The 13719-nt window shown below is 68.4% G+C and carries 17 protein-coding genes; 7 read left to right on the plus strand and 10 right to left on the minus strand.

From position 1 onward, the window contains the following. Positions 1-6: 6 nt before the first annotated feature. On the plus strand, positions 7-723 hold the full coding sequence (locus tag VD997_16895; GenBank protein HYE63671.1) for an MBL fold metallo-hydrolase: 717 nt from the start codon (positions 7-9) through the stop codon (positions 721-723). Between the two features lie 256 nt (positions 724-979). Continuing rightward, on the plus strand, positions 980-1285 hold the full coding sequence (locus VD997_16900) for a hypothetical protein (GenBank protein ID HYE63672.1): 306 nt from the start codon (positions 980-982) through the stop codon (positions 1283-1285). A 38-nt stretch (positions 1286-1323) separates the two neighbouring features. On the opposite strand, the gene VD997_16905 is transcribed toward VD997_16900, so the two are convergent. The 6 genes from VD997_16905 to VD997_16930 all read right to left on the minus strand — a co-directional run bounded on the left by VD997_16905 (position 1324) and on the right by VD997_16930 (position 5954). Then, the gene (locus VD997_16905; GenBank protein HYE63673.1) at positions 1324-2646 is read right to left on the minus strand and encodes an NAD(P)/FAD-dependent oxidoreductase; all 1323 of its coding nucleotides are present in this window, start codon (positions 2644-2646) and stop codon (positions 1324-1326) included. Positions 2647-2648: 2 nt separating this feature from the next. Then, on the minus strand, positions 2649-2996 hold the full coding sequence (locus VD997_16910) for a cupin domain-containing protein (GenBank protein ID HYE63674.1): 348 nt from the start codon (positions 2994-2996) through the stop codon (positions 2649-2651). A 55-nt stretch (positions 2997-3051) separates the two neighbouring features. After that, positions 3052-3642: a hypothetical protein gene (locus VD997_16915; protein ID HYE63675.1), complete on the minus strand. Its 591-nt coding sequence runs from the start codon at positions 3640-3642 to the stop codon at positions 3052-3054. A 4-nt stretch (positions 3643-3646) separates the two neighbouring features. Further along, positions 3647-4090: an HIT family protein gene (locus tag VD997_16920; GenBank protein HYE63676.1), complete on the minus strand. Its 444-nt coding sequence runs from the start codon at positions 4088-4090 to the stop codon at positions 3647-3649. A gap of 232 nt (positions 4091-4322) precedes the next feature. Continuing rightward, on the minus strand, positions 4323-5042 hold the full coding sequence (locus VD997_16925; protein HYE63677.1) for a DNRLRE domain-containing protein: 720 nt from the start codon (positions 5040-5042) through the stop codon (positions 4323-4325). 141 nt (positions 5043-5183) lie between these two features. Then, positions 5184-5954: a DNRLRE domain-containing protein gene (locus tag VD997_16930; protein ID HYE63678.1), complete on the minus strand. Its 771-nt coding sequence runs from the start codon at positions 5952-5954 to the stop codon at positions 5184-5186. A 220-nt stretch (positions 5955-6174) separates the two neighbouring features. Here VD997_16930 and VD997_16935 point away from each other — a divergent pair, with 220 nt between their 5' ends. The 5 genes from VD997_16935 to VD997_16955 all read left to right on the plus strand — a co-directional run bounded on the left by VD997_16935 (position 6175) and on the right by VD997_16955 (position 10421). Next, complete coding sequence (locus tag VD997_16935) at positions 6175-6402, plus strand: hypothetical protein (protein ID HYE63679.1); 228 nt, start codon at positions 6175-6177, stop codon at positions 6400-6402. Between the two features lie 49 nt (positions 6403-6451). Next, complete coding sequence (locus tag VD997_16940) at positions 6452-7342, plus strand: hypothetical protein (GenBank protein ID HYE63680.1); 891 nt, start codon at positions 6452-6454, stop codon at positions 7340-7342. Continuing rightward, entirely contained in the window at positions 7342-7860 is a 519-nt protein-coding gene (locus tag VD997_16945) for a DUF456 domain-containing protein (GenBank protein HYE63681.1), read from the plus strand. Before VD997_16940 ends, VD997_16945 begins: the two co-directional genes overlap by 1 nt. A 225-nt stretch (positions 7861-8085) precedes the next feature. Continuing rightward, positions 8086-9648 (plus strand): PhoH family protein, encoded by a 1563-nt coding sequence (locus VD997_16950; protein ID HYE63682.1) that lies wholly within the window; start codon positions 8086-8088, stop codon positions 9646-9648. 149 nt (positions 9649-9797) lie between these two features. Further along, positions 9798-10421 carry a nucleotidyl transferase AbiEii/AbiGii toxin family protein gene (locus VD997_16955; protein ID HYE63683.1) on the plus strand — a complete coding sequence of 208 codons (624 nt, stop codon included), beginning with the start codon at positions 9798-9800 and terminating at the stop codon, positions 10419-10421. A 26-nt stretch (positions 10422-10447) separates the two neighbouring features. On the opposite strand, the gene VD997_16960 is transcribed toward VD997_16955, so the two are convergent. The 4 genes from VD997_16960 to VD997_16975 all read right to left on the minus strand — a co-directional run bounded on the left by VD997_16960 (position 10448) and on the right by VD997_16975 (position 13675). Next, positions 10448-10762 (minus strand): hypothetical protein, encoded by a 315-nt coding sequence (locus VD997_16960; protein HYE63684.1) that lies wholly within the window; start codon positions 10760-10762, stop codon positions 10448-10450. Then, entirely contained in the window at positions 10759-11454 is a 696-nt protein-coding gene (locus VD997_16965; protein HYE63685.1) for a sigma-70 family RNA polymerase sigma factor, read from the minus strand. The genes VD997_16960 and VD997_16965 overlap by 4 nt, the downstream gene beginning before the upstream one ends. Then, positions 11454-12488, minus strand: coding sequence for a hypothetical protein (locus tag VD997_16970; protein HYE63686.1), 1035 nt, complete (start codon positions 12486-12488; stop codon positions 11454-11456). Before VD997_16970 ends, VD997_16965 begins: the two co-directional genes overlap by 1 nt. Positions 12489-12592: 104 nt before the next feature. Next, positions 12593-13675 carry a hypothetical protein gene (locus VD997_16975; protein ID HYE63687.1) on the minus strand — a complete coding sequence of 361 codons (1083 nt, stop codon included), beginning with the start codon at positions 13673-13675 and terminating at the stop codon, positions 12593-12595. Positions 13676-13719: the final 44 nt, after the last annotated feature.

The following is a 13719-nucleotide window of genomic DNA, read 5'->3' on the forward strand; positions in this document are numbered from 1 at the left end:
TCCGCCATGGACTTCAAGGTCATCTCCATCGGCGCCCTCGCAAGCAACCCGCTCTGGAACGAGCGCTCCGCCGTGCGTACGGGCCACGCCACCACCACGCTGATCACCAGCGGCAAGCACAAGATCCTGGTCGACCCCGGCCTCCCCGAGCAGGCGCTGGCCGCGCGACTGAACGAGCGCACTGGCCTCAAGCCCAAGGACATCACCCACGTCTTCCTCACCAGCTTCCTGCCCGACACCCGGCGCGCCCTCCCGCTGTTCGATCACGCCACCTGGTGGATCGCCTCCGCGGAGCGCGAGTTCATCGGTGGCATCCTCGCCACCAACCTCAAGGAAATGCTCACGAGCGAGCAGGGCGGCGAGGGTGAGAAGTCCGCCGCGCGTTCCGACCCCGCCCTCCGCCAGCTCCTCGAGACCGACATCGCCATCCTCAAGCGCTGCTCCCCCGCGCCCGACCACCTGGCCGACCGCGTCGACCTCTTTCCCCTCCACGGCGTCACCCCCGGCCTCTCGGGCCTCATCCTCTCCGGCGAACGCTTCACCACCGTCATCTGCGGCGACGCCATCCCCACGCAGGAGCACCTTGAATCCGGCAAGCTCCTCCCCAGCCTCGCCGACGCCGAGAAAGCCCGCGCCAGCTTCGAAGAAGCCGTTGAGGTCGCCGACCTCCTCATCCCCGGGCGCGACAACCTGACGGTGAACCCCACGCGTCGCCCGTTCTGACCGTGCCACCGAGATGTCCTCATCTCGGTGCCCTCGCCCCAAAGGGGCGCTGAGTGTTGCCACCAGTAGAGCGAGTCTTCGAGCGCCACTGGTGGATCAGGGCGCAATCGCGCTCCCGCCCCGACGGGGCGGCGGAACTGCCTACTCACTGCTCCACCGTCCAACGCGCAACTCCCGCGCCCCCTCTTTTCCCGGACGTTCCCTCAACTCACCCCTGAATCCCGCCGATCCCGTGATCACACATCGGAGATCGGACATGCACCTCACCCTCACCGACGACCGCCGCCACCTGCCCCGCCGCCCCATCAAGGGCCACGCCATGGCCGTGTTCTCCACCGGCCCGACTACCACCAAGCTCGCCCGCGTCGAACTGATCGATGCCTCCTGGACCGGCATCGGCGTCAAAACCACCGACCCCATCGAGCTCGGCACCGCCGTGTCGCTCACCCCCGAAGACTCCATGTGGCCCCGCCAAACCGGCATCGTCATCCGCTGCGAGAAGCTCGACAACGGTGCCTACCACCTCGGCCTCGCGACCAGGCGCAAGCAGGCCGTGGCCTGAGCCGTTTCCTCTGCACTCCTCTTCGATCCTCTCCGTTCCTACCTGCGCGGGCGCTCCTCCCCCGTGATCAGCCGCGCCCCGCGCTCGAAGAAGAAGTACGACCACGCCCAGTCGATCATCACCATCAGCCGCGTCCTGAACGAAATCAGGAACGCGACGTGCACCAGCGCCCACAGCACCCACGCGACAAACCCCTTCACCACCCCAAACGGCAGCGCGGCCACCGCCCGCGCCCGCCCGATCGTCGCCAGCGTGCCCTTGTCGCGGTAAACGAACCGTGCCACCGAGATGTCCTCGTCTCGGCGCCCCTTCGCACGCCGCGCCAGCAGCCGCCCCACAAACCGCCCCATCTGCATCGCCGCGGGCGCGATCCCCGGCACCCACTCACCCTTCGCGTCCTTCACGGCCGCGAGGTCCCCAAGCACGAACACCTCCGGCCGCCCCTTCACCGATAGGTCCGGCTCCACCACGACGCGCCCGCTGCGGTCCACCTCGCCGAGCATCCGCCCCAGCGGCGAGGCCGACACCCCCGCCGCCCACACCACATTCCGCGCCGCGATGCGCTCGTGCCAACGAGATGTCTTCATCTCGGTGTCTTCGCGTTCGCCAGCTGCTGAACGCTCAATCTCCACCCCACCCCCATCCATCCCCACGACCCGCCACCCCAGCCGCACCTCGACACCCAGCTCCTCCAGATCTCGCAGCGCCCGGCGCGACAGCGCATCCGGGAACGCCGGCAGCACCCGCTCCCCCGCCTCCACCAGCACCACCCGTGCGCTCTTGGTGTCGATCGCGCGGAAGTCCCGCGGGATGATCGTGCGCGCGATCTCGACCATCGCTCCCGCCAGCTCCACCCCCGTCGGCCCCGCGCCCACGATCACGAACGTCAGCTCCGCCCGCCGCTTCTCCGCGTCCTGCTCGCGCTCCGCCTCTTCGAATGCCAGCAGGAACCGCCGCCGGATCGTCACCGCGTCGTCGATCGTCTTCAGCCCCGGAGCCCGCTCCGCCCACTCCTCGTGCCCGAAGTACGAGTGCGTCGCCCCCGCGGCCACCACGAGGTAGTCATACTCCACCTCACCCCCATCGATCAGCACGCGCCGCCGGTCAAGGTCAAAGCCGCGCACGTCCGCCAGCAGCACGCCCGCGTTCTTCCAGCGCGACAGCACCTTGCGAATGGGCGCCGCGATCTGCGCCGGCGACAACGCCGCCGTCGCCACCTGGTACAGCAGCGGCTGAAACAGGTGGTGGTTCCGCCGATCAATCACCGTCACCCGCACGCCCGCGCGGGCCAGCACCTTCGCGCACGACAACCCCGCGAACCCACCCCCGATGACCACCACATGCGGCGCGTCTGCCTTCATGTTCACTTTTCACTCTGCCTGTCCACGCCCGTCTTCTCGCTCACCGGGCTGAACACATCCATCACCACCGAGTCCTCAATCGCCTCCGCACCGTGCTCCACTCCGCCGGGCAGGTGCAGCACCTCGCCCGCGCGCACCACGCGCTCGCTGCCCGCCAGCGTGAACCGCAGCGCCCCCGAGATCACGCACACCATCTGCTCGTTGCTGTGCGAATGCGGCGGCACCACGAACCCGCGCTCCAGCGTCACATGCGAGATCATCACGTTCGCGCCGACCACCCGCCGGCGCGTGATCCTCTCCATCGGCCGGTCCACCGCCAGCTCGCTCCACCGGTACACCGTCGCGGTCATGCTCAGCACTCCTGATTCAAGCCAAGCCTTTTGCTACACACTCAAACACGCGGCCTCAAGTCCGCATCAACCACAGCCCCAGCATCAGGCACGTCAACCCGCCAGTCAACGCACTCACGACCACCCGCCCGTACCACCCGCGCTCCTCCAGTGCCCGTCGGTTCGCCGCCCACACCCACAGCGCCCCAAGCGGCAAAGCCAGCACCAGCAGCGCCCCGTACATCCGCGCCGTCAGCAGCGTGGGCTTGGCCACCGTCATCGACACCCACCATCCGATCAGCAGCAGGCATAACCCGCACAAGCACAAGTACGACATCGGCACCGTTGGGAACAGCCGCGCAGTCTCTCGCGGCCTTCCCCGCAGCCGCTTCACCGCGAGCGACTTCCCGCAACCCGGGCATTCCTCACCCTCAACACCGCGCACATCCGTCCCGCAATGAATGCACCACAGCCGGTGCGACGGACGCGTGCCCTCCGCGTCCCTGTTGAGGTCGTCGGTCCCCGGGCGCGGGATCACATACCCGCACTCCGGGCACAGCGGCTCGGTGATGTTCCTCAGGTTGTAACCGCACCGCTCGCACGTGAGGTCGTGGCGCGCGAGGAACTCCCGCAGCATCGGCGTCGAGTTCGCGGGCTTCTCCTCCACTCCTCTACTCCTCTACTCCTCCGCTCAGCGCTCCCCGCAGCTTCCCCGCCAACTCCACCCGCTCCCCCTCACCCATGCTCCCGCGCAGCTGCTCCGCCGTCCACCCCCACACCGTCGCCCGCGGCGTCGGGTCGTCCGCATGCCGCGGCACCACGTGCCAGTGCACGTGCGGCGCCACGTTCCCCAGGCACTCATAGTTGATCCGCACCGGCCCGAACACCGAGCGCACCGCCGCGGCCACCCGCGCGACCTCGCCAAACACCCGCTCCTGCCGCGCAACGCTCAGCTCCGCCAGATGTTCACAATGTTCCCGCAGCACCAGCGTGCACCACCCCCGCGCGCCCTGGTTGTCCCCCAGAATCACCACCGTCTCCGCGAGTTCGCCCACCACCTGCGGATGCTCCCCGCGCCCCACCCGCCCCACCACCTCGCACAGCGGACAACCCATGCGCTCTGCTCCTGAACTTGAGTCCCCACACGGAACGCTCCGCTCCCGAACCCGCGCAGCGGGTGCCCAAAAATAGCCCAGGGTGAAGCGAGTCCGCGAGCGCAACCCTGGGTTGCCGTCGCCGGCCCCCCGAACCCGCGCAGCGGGTGACTCTTCCTCATCCAACCCGCATCCGACCAAATGAAAAAGGCCCGGCTCGACGCCGGGCCTTCTGCTTCAACTCAACACGCTCTCACCGCCGCCGACGCAGCGCCAGTCCCGCCACACCCAGCAGTGCCACCGACGCCGGGGCCGGGACAACCGTGTACTCCACGTTCAGCACCGGCTGCAGGAGCTCATTGTCGGAGAACTCGCGAGACGCGAACCGCTTGGCCGTGCCGTTCACGGCGTCGCCGATCAGCATCCAGCCGAAGTTGCTCGAAGGGTCGTTCAGCCAGCCCTGCACGTCGGCCACCATCGCCACCGAGCTGGACCACGTGTACGCGCCCGAAGAGCCCACGCTCTTGCTCGAGCTCGCGCCCGCGACGAAGTCGCCGCCCGCGCTGCCCCAGCCCGCGATCCCGAACTCCGCGTGCGTCCACGTCGCCTCGCCGGGCTGCGCCGGCGCGCCCTGGCCGCTGCCGGCGCTGGCGCCCTCGCCCCAACCGGTCGTCACGCGGTGCAGCCCGATGTTGATCGCCCCACCGGCGGTCTGCACCATGTTCAGCGTCACGCTCGCACCGGTGATGGTCGCGTTCGCGGGGATGCTGGACAGGTCGAACGAAATCAGCGCCCGGCGCGTGCCGCCCTGCAGCGTGTTGCCCACGAACAGGCCCGTGCCCGAGCCGTTGCTGTGAGTGGGCAGCTCTGAAAAGATCGAGTTGTCGTGGTTCGCCGAAAGCGCCGCCGTGTCCGCCAGGGCCGACGCCGCCAGCCCAGCCGACACCACCGCCGCCAATGCACAGATCTTCATGGTCTCTCTCCTCCGGTCCATCAGCCTACCACGCCCGGGCGGAACGCCAAGCCCGATCAGCAGGCCCATTCGCTGAAAGGTAGGCGTCGGGTGCGGTCAGACGCTACAGACCCACCCGCCGCCGGACCAGAAGACCCGTTATCAGACGCGCCGCCGCCGGCGTGCCGCCAGGGCAAGGCCACCCGCCAGCACCGCCCCCACACCCGGCGAGGGGACTGTGTAGTTCACGATCAGCGTTGGGCGGGCCGACACATTGCTCGCCTCCCCCGAGGAGATCCGCTTGGCGATGCTGGTCAGGAACTCGAAGTGGCTGGTCATCATCCAGCCGTAGTTCGGCTGGTTCCCGTTCACCCACGCCTGCACATCGGCGACCATCCCCGCACCCGTGAAGGTGTAGTTGCCGATGCCCCCGATCATGGCCGTGCCGCGGATGTCCGGCGAGAAGTCCCCCCCCGGCGTGGCCCACGCGCTGCTCGCGTCGCCGAAGAACCGGTAGTTCCACGTCGCGTCCCCCGCCGCGGCGTTGGTCCCCGTCCCCTGCCCGCCCGCGTTGCTCGCCCCCTCGCCCCAATCCGCCAGCATGCGGTACAGGTCGAACTGGTAGGTGCCCGCGATGGTCTTGGTCACCTGAATCCGCAGCGTGGCGCTGGTGATTGTCGCACCCGCCGGGATGCTCGAGAGGTTGAAGTGCAGCAGAGACCGCCGCCGGTACGCGTTCCCAAGCTCGTTCTGCTGGGCGATACCCCCCGCGAACAGGTCACCCTGCCCGCTGCTCAGGTCCGGCAGCCCCAGCATCTCGAACAGCGTGTTGTCCTTGTCCGGCGTCAGCGAGGCCGTCTGGGCCTGCGCAGCTGCACCCGCGAGCATCGACAATGCCACCAAACCCAGCGCACGCATTCTGGTGTCGGTCACGGATCTCTCCCGATCGTTAGCCCACGAGGGTTGGGCTTCGAAAGGACGCTCTCAATCGAAAACTAACACAGCCGTTACCCGCGGCCACCAAACCACCGGATTTCCCGGACTTCCCCCCGGGCCCTGCCACCCTCCAGAAGCGCAAACCCCGAATTCCCAACCACCACCCGACCACGCCTGTTACACTGCCCCTGAGGGCCGAGACACCAAGGGCCGACGCATGGACTGGCGCTTCTGGAAGCACCGCGGCAGCATGGACGAGGGCGCGAGGGCCCGCCTCGAACACTCCATCTGGCTCACCGACGCGATCGAGTCCGGGCGCGAGTACCCCCGCATCCCCACCCGCCCCGTCGTCACCGGCGGCTTCTCCCGCCTCCTTGTACGCCGCAACGGTCCCGACCTCGCCCGCCGCTGGTGGGACGCCGCCCTCTCCCGCGTCAACGACTGACCCACTCGGCACGTCAGCGGGGGACCCAGCCCGATACCCTGTCATCCCCATGACCGACACGACCGACACCGCCGCCGCCGGACCTGTCACCGCCCCCCTGTCCAAGGGCTGGACCCGCCAGATGGTCCTCATCGCCCTCGCCATGCTGGCGCTGGGCCTGTGGGGTCTCTACGACGCCACCATCAAGTACCCCGAGCGCGGCAGCCAAGCCGCGGAGTTCCTCGAGTACCAATACCTCCAGACGCTGGAGACCAACCGCACCCTTCTCACGGGCGAGGCGAGCATCGCCGACCCCAAGGCGCGCCTGCAGCAGCTCCAGGCCAAGCACCGCGAGGCCGACCTGGGCCCCGGCCCCGAGCGCGACCTCATGCTCTGGCTCGAGCAGCTCAGCCTCATCGGCAAGCTCGACCCCGCGAACACCACCATCCCCCGCACCGACTTCCGCACCGACGAGAACAAGGCGCCGATAGCGGTGAAGGCCTCGCCGCAGGACCGCCTGACGTTCCTCCGCAACCGCTGGACCACCGCCACCGGCACCCGCAGCGCTTCCCCCCTGAGCACCTTCGACATCCCCTTCCAGTGGATCATCCTTGTCGTGGGCGTCGGCTTCGCGGTCTACCTCTTCGGCCTTGTCGCGATCGCTAAATCCAAGAAGTACTCGTGGGACGCCGCCCAGCACCGTCTGACGCTGCCCAACGGCGCCACCCTCGTCCCCGCCGACATCGAGGAGTTCGACAAGCGCAAGTGGCACCGGCTGTACATCACCCTGAAAGTCCGCGACTCGCACCCCCAACTAGCAGGTCAGCGGATCACCATCGACCTCAAGCGGTATGAGGCCGTGGAGCCCTGGGTACTGGAGATGGAGAAGATCGCCTTCCCCGAGAACCAGGCCGAGCCCCAGGAGCCCGCACCGACCTCGCCCACCTCCGCCGAGACCTGATGCCCGACATCAACCCAGCCTGGATCGCCGCGACCCTTGTGATCATCGCCTCCTGGGTGGGCGTCGTGCTGACACTCATCACACTGCCTGGCCTGTGGCTCGCCGTCATCGCCGGCGCCGCCGCGGCCTTCTGGGACTCCACCTTCCTCTCCTGGTGGTACGTGGGCGCCGCCCTCGCCGTCGCCATCATCGCCGAAGTACTCGAGTTCATGGCCGGGGCCATGGGCGCCCGCAAGGGCGGCAGCAGCAAGAAGGGAGCGGTGGGGGCCCTCATCGGCTCCATCGTGGGCGCGATCGCCGGCTCCCCCATCATCTTCCCCATCGGCACCATCGTCGGGGCCGTCCTCGGCGCGGCCGTGGGAACCATGATCATCGAACGCGGCTCGCAGGGAAAGACCTGGGCCGAAACGACCCGCGCCGGCAAGGGCGCGGCCATGGGCCGCCTCGCCGCCACGCTCATCAAAACCGTCCTTGCGGGCGTCATCGCCATCATCCTCACCATCGGCGTGCTCATCTGACCGGCCCGGACCTGATCGCCCGCTCACCGACAGGCGGCCCACAGCCCTCCCCACACCGGCTGTGAAGGTTTCCCAAAGCTGGATCAATCCAGCCGGACCCTCCCACGCGAACTCAACAAGGCAGTATGCTGGGGTACCCGGTGCCCGACACGGCCCCGGAGGTTCGCGTGGGCCTAAGACCACGCCGCGTCTCTGGAAGAGCCGCGCAGCCACCGAAGGAGCGACATGCCCAAAGGCGCACAGGCCGAGCCCCCCAAGGTTCAGCCACTCCCACCAGCGTCCGGGACCAAGGCCCCGATCAGCTCGCCCGCCCACATCAACGGCGAGCACACCGCGAGGGCCGCGTCGAAGCCGCAGCAGCCCGATACGGGCGTCAAGACGTTCGTGCTCGACACCAACGTCCTCCTGCACAACCCCGACGCCCTCTTCGTCTTCAAAGAGCACCACATCGTCGTGCCCTTCGCCGTGATCGAAGAGCTCGACAAGATGAAGCGCAAGGACGACGACCTCGGTCGCAACTCGCGCGCCTGCATCCGCCACCTCGACCGCCTCCGCGCCATCGGCCACCTCGACGAGGGCGTCAACTGGGGCGAGCTCGGCCCCATCGCCGGCACCGCATTCTCCACCGGCGAGAACGGCCAGACCGGCACCATCCGCATCGATGTCACCGACCACGCCCGCCCCGTCTCCATCAGCGAGGATTCCCCCGACAACCGCATCATCGCCGTCGCGTACGCCCTCCAGGAAGCCGGCACCCGCGGCGTCGTCTTCGTCACCAAGGACCTCGCCTGCCGCATCAAGGCCGACGCCCTTGGCCTCCGCACCGAGGACTTCACCAACCAGAAGGTCGACGCCGACCGCCTCTACACCGGCTACCTCACCGCCAGCGTCGAGGGCGCGCTCATCGACGAGCTCTACCACGACCGCCTGCTCGCGGTGGACCGCCTCACCGACGCCCTCAAAGAGACCACCGACGAGGGCGAGGTCTACGAAAACACCCTCGAGCCCAACCAGTACGTTGTGCTCAAGGACAAGGACGACGAGAACCACACCGGCCTGGGCCGCCGCCTCGCCGACACCGACCACGTCATCCCCGTCACCGGCCCGCGCAAGCCGGTCTTCGGCATCATGGCCCGCAACGTGCAGCAGACCATGGCCATGGACGCCCTGCTCGACGAGGAGATCAAGCTCATTACCCTGCTCGGCGGCGCCGGCACCGGCAAAACCCTGCTCGCCCTCGCCGCCGGCATGGCCAAGGTCTTCAACGAGGAACGCTACGAAAAGCTGCTCGTCGCCCGCCCCATCATGCCCCTGGGCCGCGACATCGGCTACCTCCCCGGCGACAAGGACGAGAAGCTCACCGCGTGGATGCAGCCCATCTTCGACAACCTCTCGTACCTCCTCTCCACCCGCGGCAGCGGCACCCAGTCCGCCGAGTCCCACTCCATCGAGCAGCGCATCGGCAAGCTCATGGCCGACGGCAAGCTCGTCCTCGAGCCCCTCACCTACATCCGCGGCCGCAGCATCCCCCACCAGTTCATGATCGTCGACGAGGCACAGAACCTCACCCCCCACGAGGTCAAAACCATCGCCTCGCGCGTCGGCGAGGGCACCAAGCTCATCCTGACCGGCGACATCGGCCAGATCGACAACCCCTACCTCGACTCGTCCAGCAACGGCCTGGCCTACGCCATCGAGAAAATGAAGGGTGTCCGCCTCTTCGCCCACGTCACCCTCGCCAAGAGCGAACGCAGCGAGCTCGCCAGCCTCGCCGCGAGCCGCTTGTAAGAACCGCGACCGTTAGGGAGCGACTCGACCGCGCTTCGCGGTCGACCTCTCCATCCTTTGTCCCCGACACTCTCACCCGAACCGTGCCACTGAGATGTCCTCATCTCGGTGGTTCTCACGCGCCTGCACCAACTCCGCTAAACTCCCGCATGGTCGCGTACGAAACACGCCTCCAGAGCGACCCGAGGTGGGCTTTGAGCGAGGGCAGCCGTCACTTCGAGGAACGCTCCGCCGTGCAGGACACCCTGCACCGCATCACCCGCCGCCTCTCCGAGCTCAACATCCCCTATGCCGTGTCGGGTGCCATGGCCCTCTTCCACCACGGCCTGCGCCGCTTCACCGAAGACATCGACCTCCTCGTCACTCGTGACGCCCTCACGTCGATCCACGAGCAGCTCAGCGGGCTCGGTTACCTGCCCTCCACCCCCGGCGGCAAGAACCTCCGCGACACCCGCACTGGTGTCCGCATCGACTTCATCATCACCGGCGACTTCCCGGGCGACGGCAAGCCCAAGCCCGTCGCCTTCCCCGACCCCACGCCCGTTTCTCTCGAGTCTGACGGCGTCCGCTACCTCAACCTCGCGACGCTGATCGAGCTCAAGCTCGCCTCGGGGATGACCAACCCCGCACGCCTCCGCGATCTGTCCGACGTGCTCGAGCTCATCCGCATCCTCAAGATCCCGCCGACCTTCGCCGACGCGAACCTGAACCCGTTCGTCCGCGAGAAGTTCCACGAGCTCGCCGCCATTGCCGCGACCACGCCCGACGAGTAGCGCCCGACGGGAAGCACACCGCCCGCTCAGTGCAGCCCGGACCCCCCCGGCGACAGCTTCGCATCATCCACATCATCCGGCGCCACGTTCCTGATCTCCCCGTAGCTTGGGCTCCGCGGCCGCCCGCGCATCGACTCCTGCCCCGAGCGGTACGCCACCACCGCCACCGCGACCACCGCCGCCGCGCCCACGCCCGCCCACACCCCGCGCTTGACCAGCGTCAGCGTGTGCTGGTGCTTGACGCCCTGCATGAACGCCGCGGGAGGCTCCACCGGCACGCTGGAGCCCAGCGAGCGCCCGAACGCGTCCAGCCGGTCTGTGAGGTCAAGGTCAGTGTTCATGTGTGGACCTCCCGCGTGGGGTTCGTATCGCTCGATGGCCGCGTGCCTGCGCACTGGGGCAAGCCGCCGCTGGCAGCAGTGGGGGAGCTTGAAGGCCTGGCCGTCGGTGTGTTCATCGCCTTGCTCTGCGCCGGTGCCTGGGCCGCCGGCGGCTCACGCAGCACCTTCAACGCCTTCGCGTACCGCGTCGCGACCGTGCTGCGGTTCTCGTTCAGACTGATCGCCATCTGATCAAACGTCAGCCCCGCGGCGTGCTTCAGCAGCACCACCTCCCGCAGGTTGTCCGGCAGCCGGTTCAGCGCCTCCGTCAGGTCCGCGAACACGTCGGGCGCCGGCGTGGGCTGCGATCCCGCGCCGCGCGTGCCGTGCCGCGCCGGCGCCGTCGCCACCGCCTCCCGGGCGTCCCGCCGGTCGATCCCCCGCCGGTAGTTCAAACACTCGTTCCTCACCCCCCGCGCCAGCCATGCCGCCACGTCCTCCACCTTCGACACCTGCCCGCGCTCCGACCCCACCACGCGGCACATCACCGTCTGCACCACGTCCATCGCCGCGGCCTCCCCCCCGTACGACCGCAGCATCGCCCGCGCCAGCGCCACCAGCCTCGGCCCCACCTGCGCCCACAGCATCCGCGCCGCGGCGTCGTCGCCGCGTGCGGTCCGCACGAGCAGGGCATGGTCCACCGGCTGGTACATCACTCCGTCTTCGCTTGCGGGCCCTCCGCCTTGGTTCCCTGTGATTCTTGCACGCCTTCCGACTGCTCGGGCTCGGCGATCTTCTTGAGGCGCCTCTCCAGCTTGTTGAGCGTCTTCTCCAAGTTCGCGACCGTCTTCTGCGCCCGCCCCACCGAGGGCGTCATTTGGCAGGCGATCAGGCCGTGCTGGAGCTCCATGAGCTGCTCTTCGAGCTCACTCAGGCGGACCTGCGGCAGCTCGCCCGCCCACGCCCTGTCGATTTCGTGGTAGTACCGCTCGGCCCGCGCCAGGTCGCGCTCAAACTGCTCGCGCGTCATCCCCGCGACGAACCACTCCGACGCCCCCATCCCCATCTCCCGCATCAGCCGCGAATAGTCCAACCCCGGCTCCGCCGAGCGGCACTTCTCCAGCAGCCACGCGACGGTGATCTCGCGCTCCTTGCGGATCGACGCCCGCGTGTGGCACAAGTCCTCACGCGGGATGCCCTCAAACACCCTCAGCAGCATCCGCGCCTGCGCGGGCGTGAACGCGTGATGGTCCAGCAGCTCGTTGGTGAGCGTCACCCCGCGCTGCATGATCGCGATCCCAACCAGCGATGAGATCAGCACCGGCCCCTCGCTCGCATGCTGCCCCAGCCGCACCATCGCCCGCACCCGCTCGATCGCCGCGATCGCGCTCCCATCCTCCATGCACCGGCGCGCATCCGCGGCCAGCACGCGGCAGCTCATCCGCGTCCACCCCAGGTGCGGCAGCAGCATCCCCCACCCCGCCGACCAGCCAAACCCCCAGTCGCAGTGCTCGATGCTCGCGGCCTTCAGCAGCGAATCCACGTACCCGCTGTGCTCGCTCAGCGCCGCCCGCAGTTCCGGCTGGATCTTCTTGTCCGGCTCGGGCACATTCGCCGCCAGCTCGTTGAGCCGCACGAACTCCTTCCGCGTGGGCATGTCCCACGCTTCGAAGTACGCCAGCGCCGCGTTGCTCCCCCCACCCGCCCCCCGCGGCGGCCGGATCGAATGCTCATCCTTGAACACCATCGACGGCTTGTAGTTCTCCCACCCCGGCTGATCCTGCGCCGATGCACGCGAAGAGGCCGCACCGTGTGCAGCGAGCGCGGCCAGAGCACAGGCAAGCACCCGCCTCACTGCGCCGCCCCCTTCGTCTCTTCGACCACCGCCCGCAGCTTCACGCTCACCCTGTCGATCTGCCGCAGCGAGCGGTCCATCGAGCGCCGGGTCTGGCTGAACGCGCCACCCGCCACATAAGCGACGATCCCAAACTGAAGCTCCCGCGCCTCCGTCTCCAGCTCATCCAGCGCTACCGCGCTGTTGGGCTTCGACCACGCGCCTTTCAACGCATCAAAGTACTTCTCGGCCCGCTGAATCTCCCGCTCGATCTTCTGCTCATTGAACGACAGCAGGTACAGCCGCGGGAAGTGCATGCCAGTGCCGTCGCCGCGGAGGGAGCTGATCTCGTTGAGCAGCCGGATGAACCGGCGCGTCGTGTCCGGTCCCGACCAGTCCTTGCGGAACGTGTCCATCGTGATCTTCCGCTCCAGGTCGATCGCCGAGTACGCGTGCCACGGGTCGTCGCGGTTCACCTTCTTGAGCTCGTTCAGGATCAGCCGCGCCGCCGCGGGCGTGATGAGGTCCGACTTCGCCAGCTCCTCAGTCAGGTTCATCGCCGTCCCCGTGACCGCCGCCCCTACCAGCGCCGAGATCAGGTACTTGTCGGTGGAAACGTGGTGCGCCATCCGCAGCATCGCCACGACCCGCTCCGCGCAGGCCACGCTGTTGCCGTCCTCGGCGCAGCGTCGCGCATCCATTGCCAACGCCCGCGTCGACGCCCGCATGAACCCCAGGTGCGGCAGCAGCGCCGTGTACCCCTTGTCGTGCCGCGCTCCCCAGTCGCACTCCTCCATCGCCGAGGCCTGCATGACCGCTTCGATGTAATCGCGCCGGCGTGACAGCTCCTCGCGCTGCTCCTTGCTCAGAACCTTCTGCCCCTTTGACAACCCGCCTGTCATGAGCTCGCCGAACCGCTTGCGGTCCTGCTCCGTCTGCACGATGTCCCACGCCTTCCAGTACGCCCACGCCGCGTTGTTTGCGTCCTTGGGCGGCCGCGGCGCGTCCTCAAACTCCAGCACATGCGACGGACGCACGGTCTGCCCGACCGCCGGGACGGTCAGCAGCAGGCACAGGCTCATGATCAGTGGGCGCATCATGGGGTCGTCTTCAGGGCCTCCCAGAACGGCAGGCTACTCCAAAG

The sequence above is a fragment of the Phycisphaerales bacterium genome, assembly GCA_035627955.1.
Taxonomy (GTDB): domain Bacteria; phylum Planctomycetota; class Phycisphaerae; order Phycisphaerales; family UBA1924; genus JAEYTB01.

Bases quoted from the DNA above. Each gene is read 5' to 3' on its own strand.
- VD997_16900 (HYE63672.1), top strand. From the start codon at position 980: ATGCACCTCACCCTCACCGACGACCGCCGCCACCTGCCCCGCCGCCCC.
- VD997_16935 (HYE63679.1), top strand. From the start codon at position 6,175: ATGGACTGGCGCTTCTGGAAGCACCGCGGCAGCATGGACGAGGGCGCG.
- VD997_16945 (HYE63681.1), top strand. From the start codon at position 7,342: ATGCCCGACATCAACCCAGCCTGGATCGCCGCGACCCTTGTGATCATC.
- VD997_16940 (HYE63680.1), top strand. From the start codon at position 6,452: ATGACCGACACGACCGACACCGCCGCCGCCGGACCTGTCACCGCCCCC.
- VD997_16975 (HYE63687.1), bottom strand. From the start codon at position 13,675: ATGATGCGCCCACTGATCATGAGCCTGTGCCTGCTGCTGACCGTCCCG.
- VD997_16965 (HYE63685.1), bottom strand. From the start codon at position 11,454: ATGTACCAGCCGGTGGACCATGCCCTGCTCGTGCGGACCGCACGCGGC.
- VD997_16955 (HYE63683.1), top strand. From the start codon at position 9,798: ATGGTCGCGTACGAAACACGCCTCCAGAGCGACCCGAGGTGGGCTTTG.
- VD997_16905 (HYE63673.1), bottom strand. From the start codon at position 2,646: ATGAAGGCAGACGCGCCGCATGTGGTGGTCATCGGGGGTGGGTTCGCG.
- VD997_16950 (HYE63682.1), top strand. From the start codon at position 8,086: ATGCCCAAAGGCGCACAGGCCGAGCCCCCCAAGGTTCAGCCACTCCCA.
- VD997_16960 (HYE63684.1), bottom strand. From the start codon at position 10,762: ATGAACACTGACCTTGACCTCACAGACCGGCTGGACGCGTTCGGGCGC.
- VD997_16910 (HYE63674.1), bottom strand. From the start codon at position 2,996: ATGACCGCGACGGTGTACCGGTGGAGCGAGCTGGCGGTGGACCGGCCG.
- VD997_16895 (HYE63671.1), top strand. From the start codon at position 7: ATGGACTTCAAGGTCATCTCCATCGGCGCCCTCGCAAGCAACCCGCTC.
- VD997_16925 (HYE63677.1), bottom strand. From the start codon at position 5,042: ATGAAGATCTGTGCATTGGCGGCGGTGGTGTCGGCTGGGCTGGCGGCG.
- VD997_16970 (HYE63686.1), bottom strand. From the start codon at position 12,488: ATGGTGTTCAAGGATGAGCATTCGATCCGGCCGCCGCGGGGGGCGGGT.
- VD997_16920 (HYE63676.1), bottom strand. From the start codon at position 4,090: ATGGGTTGTCCGCTGTGCGAGGTGGTGGGGCGGGTGGGGCGCGGGGAG.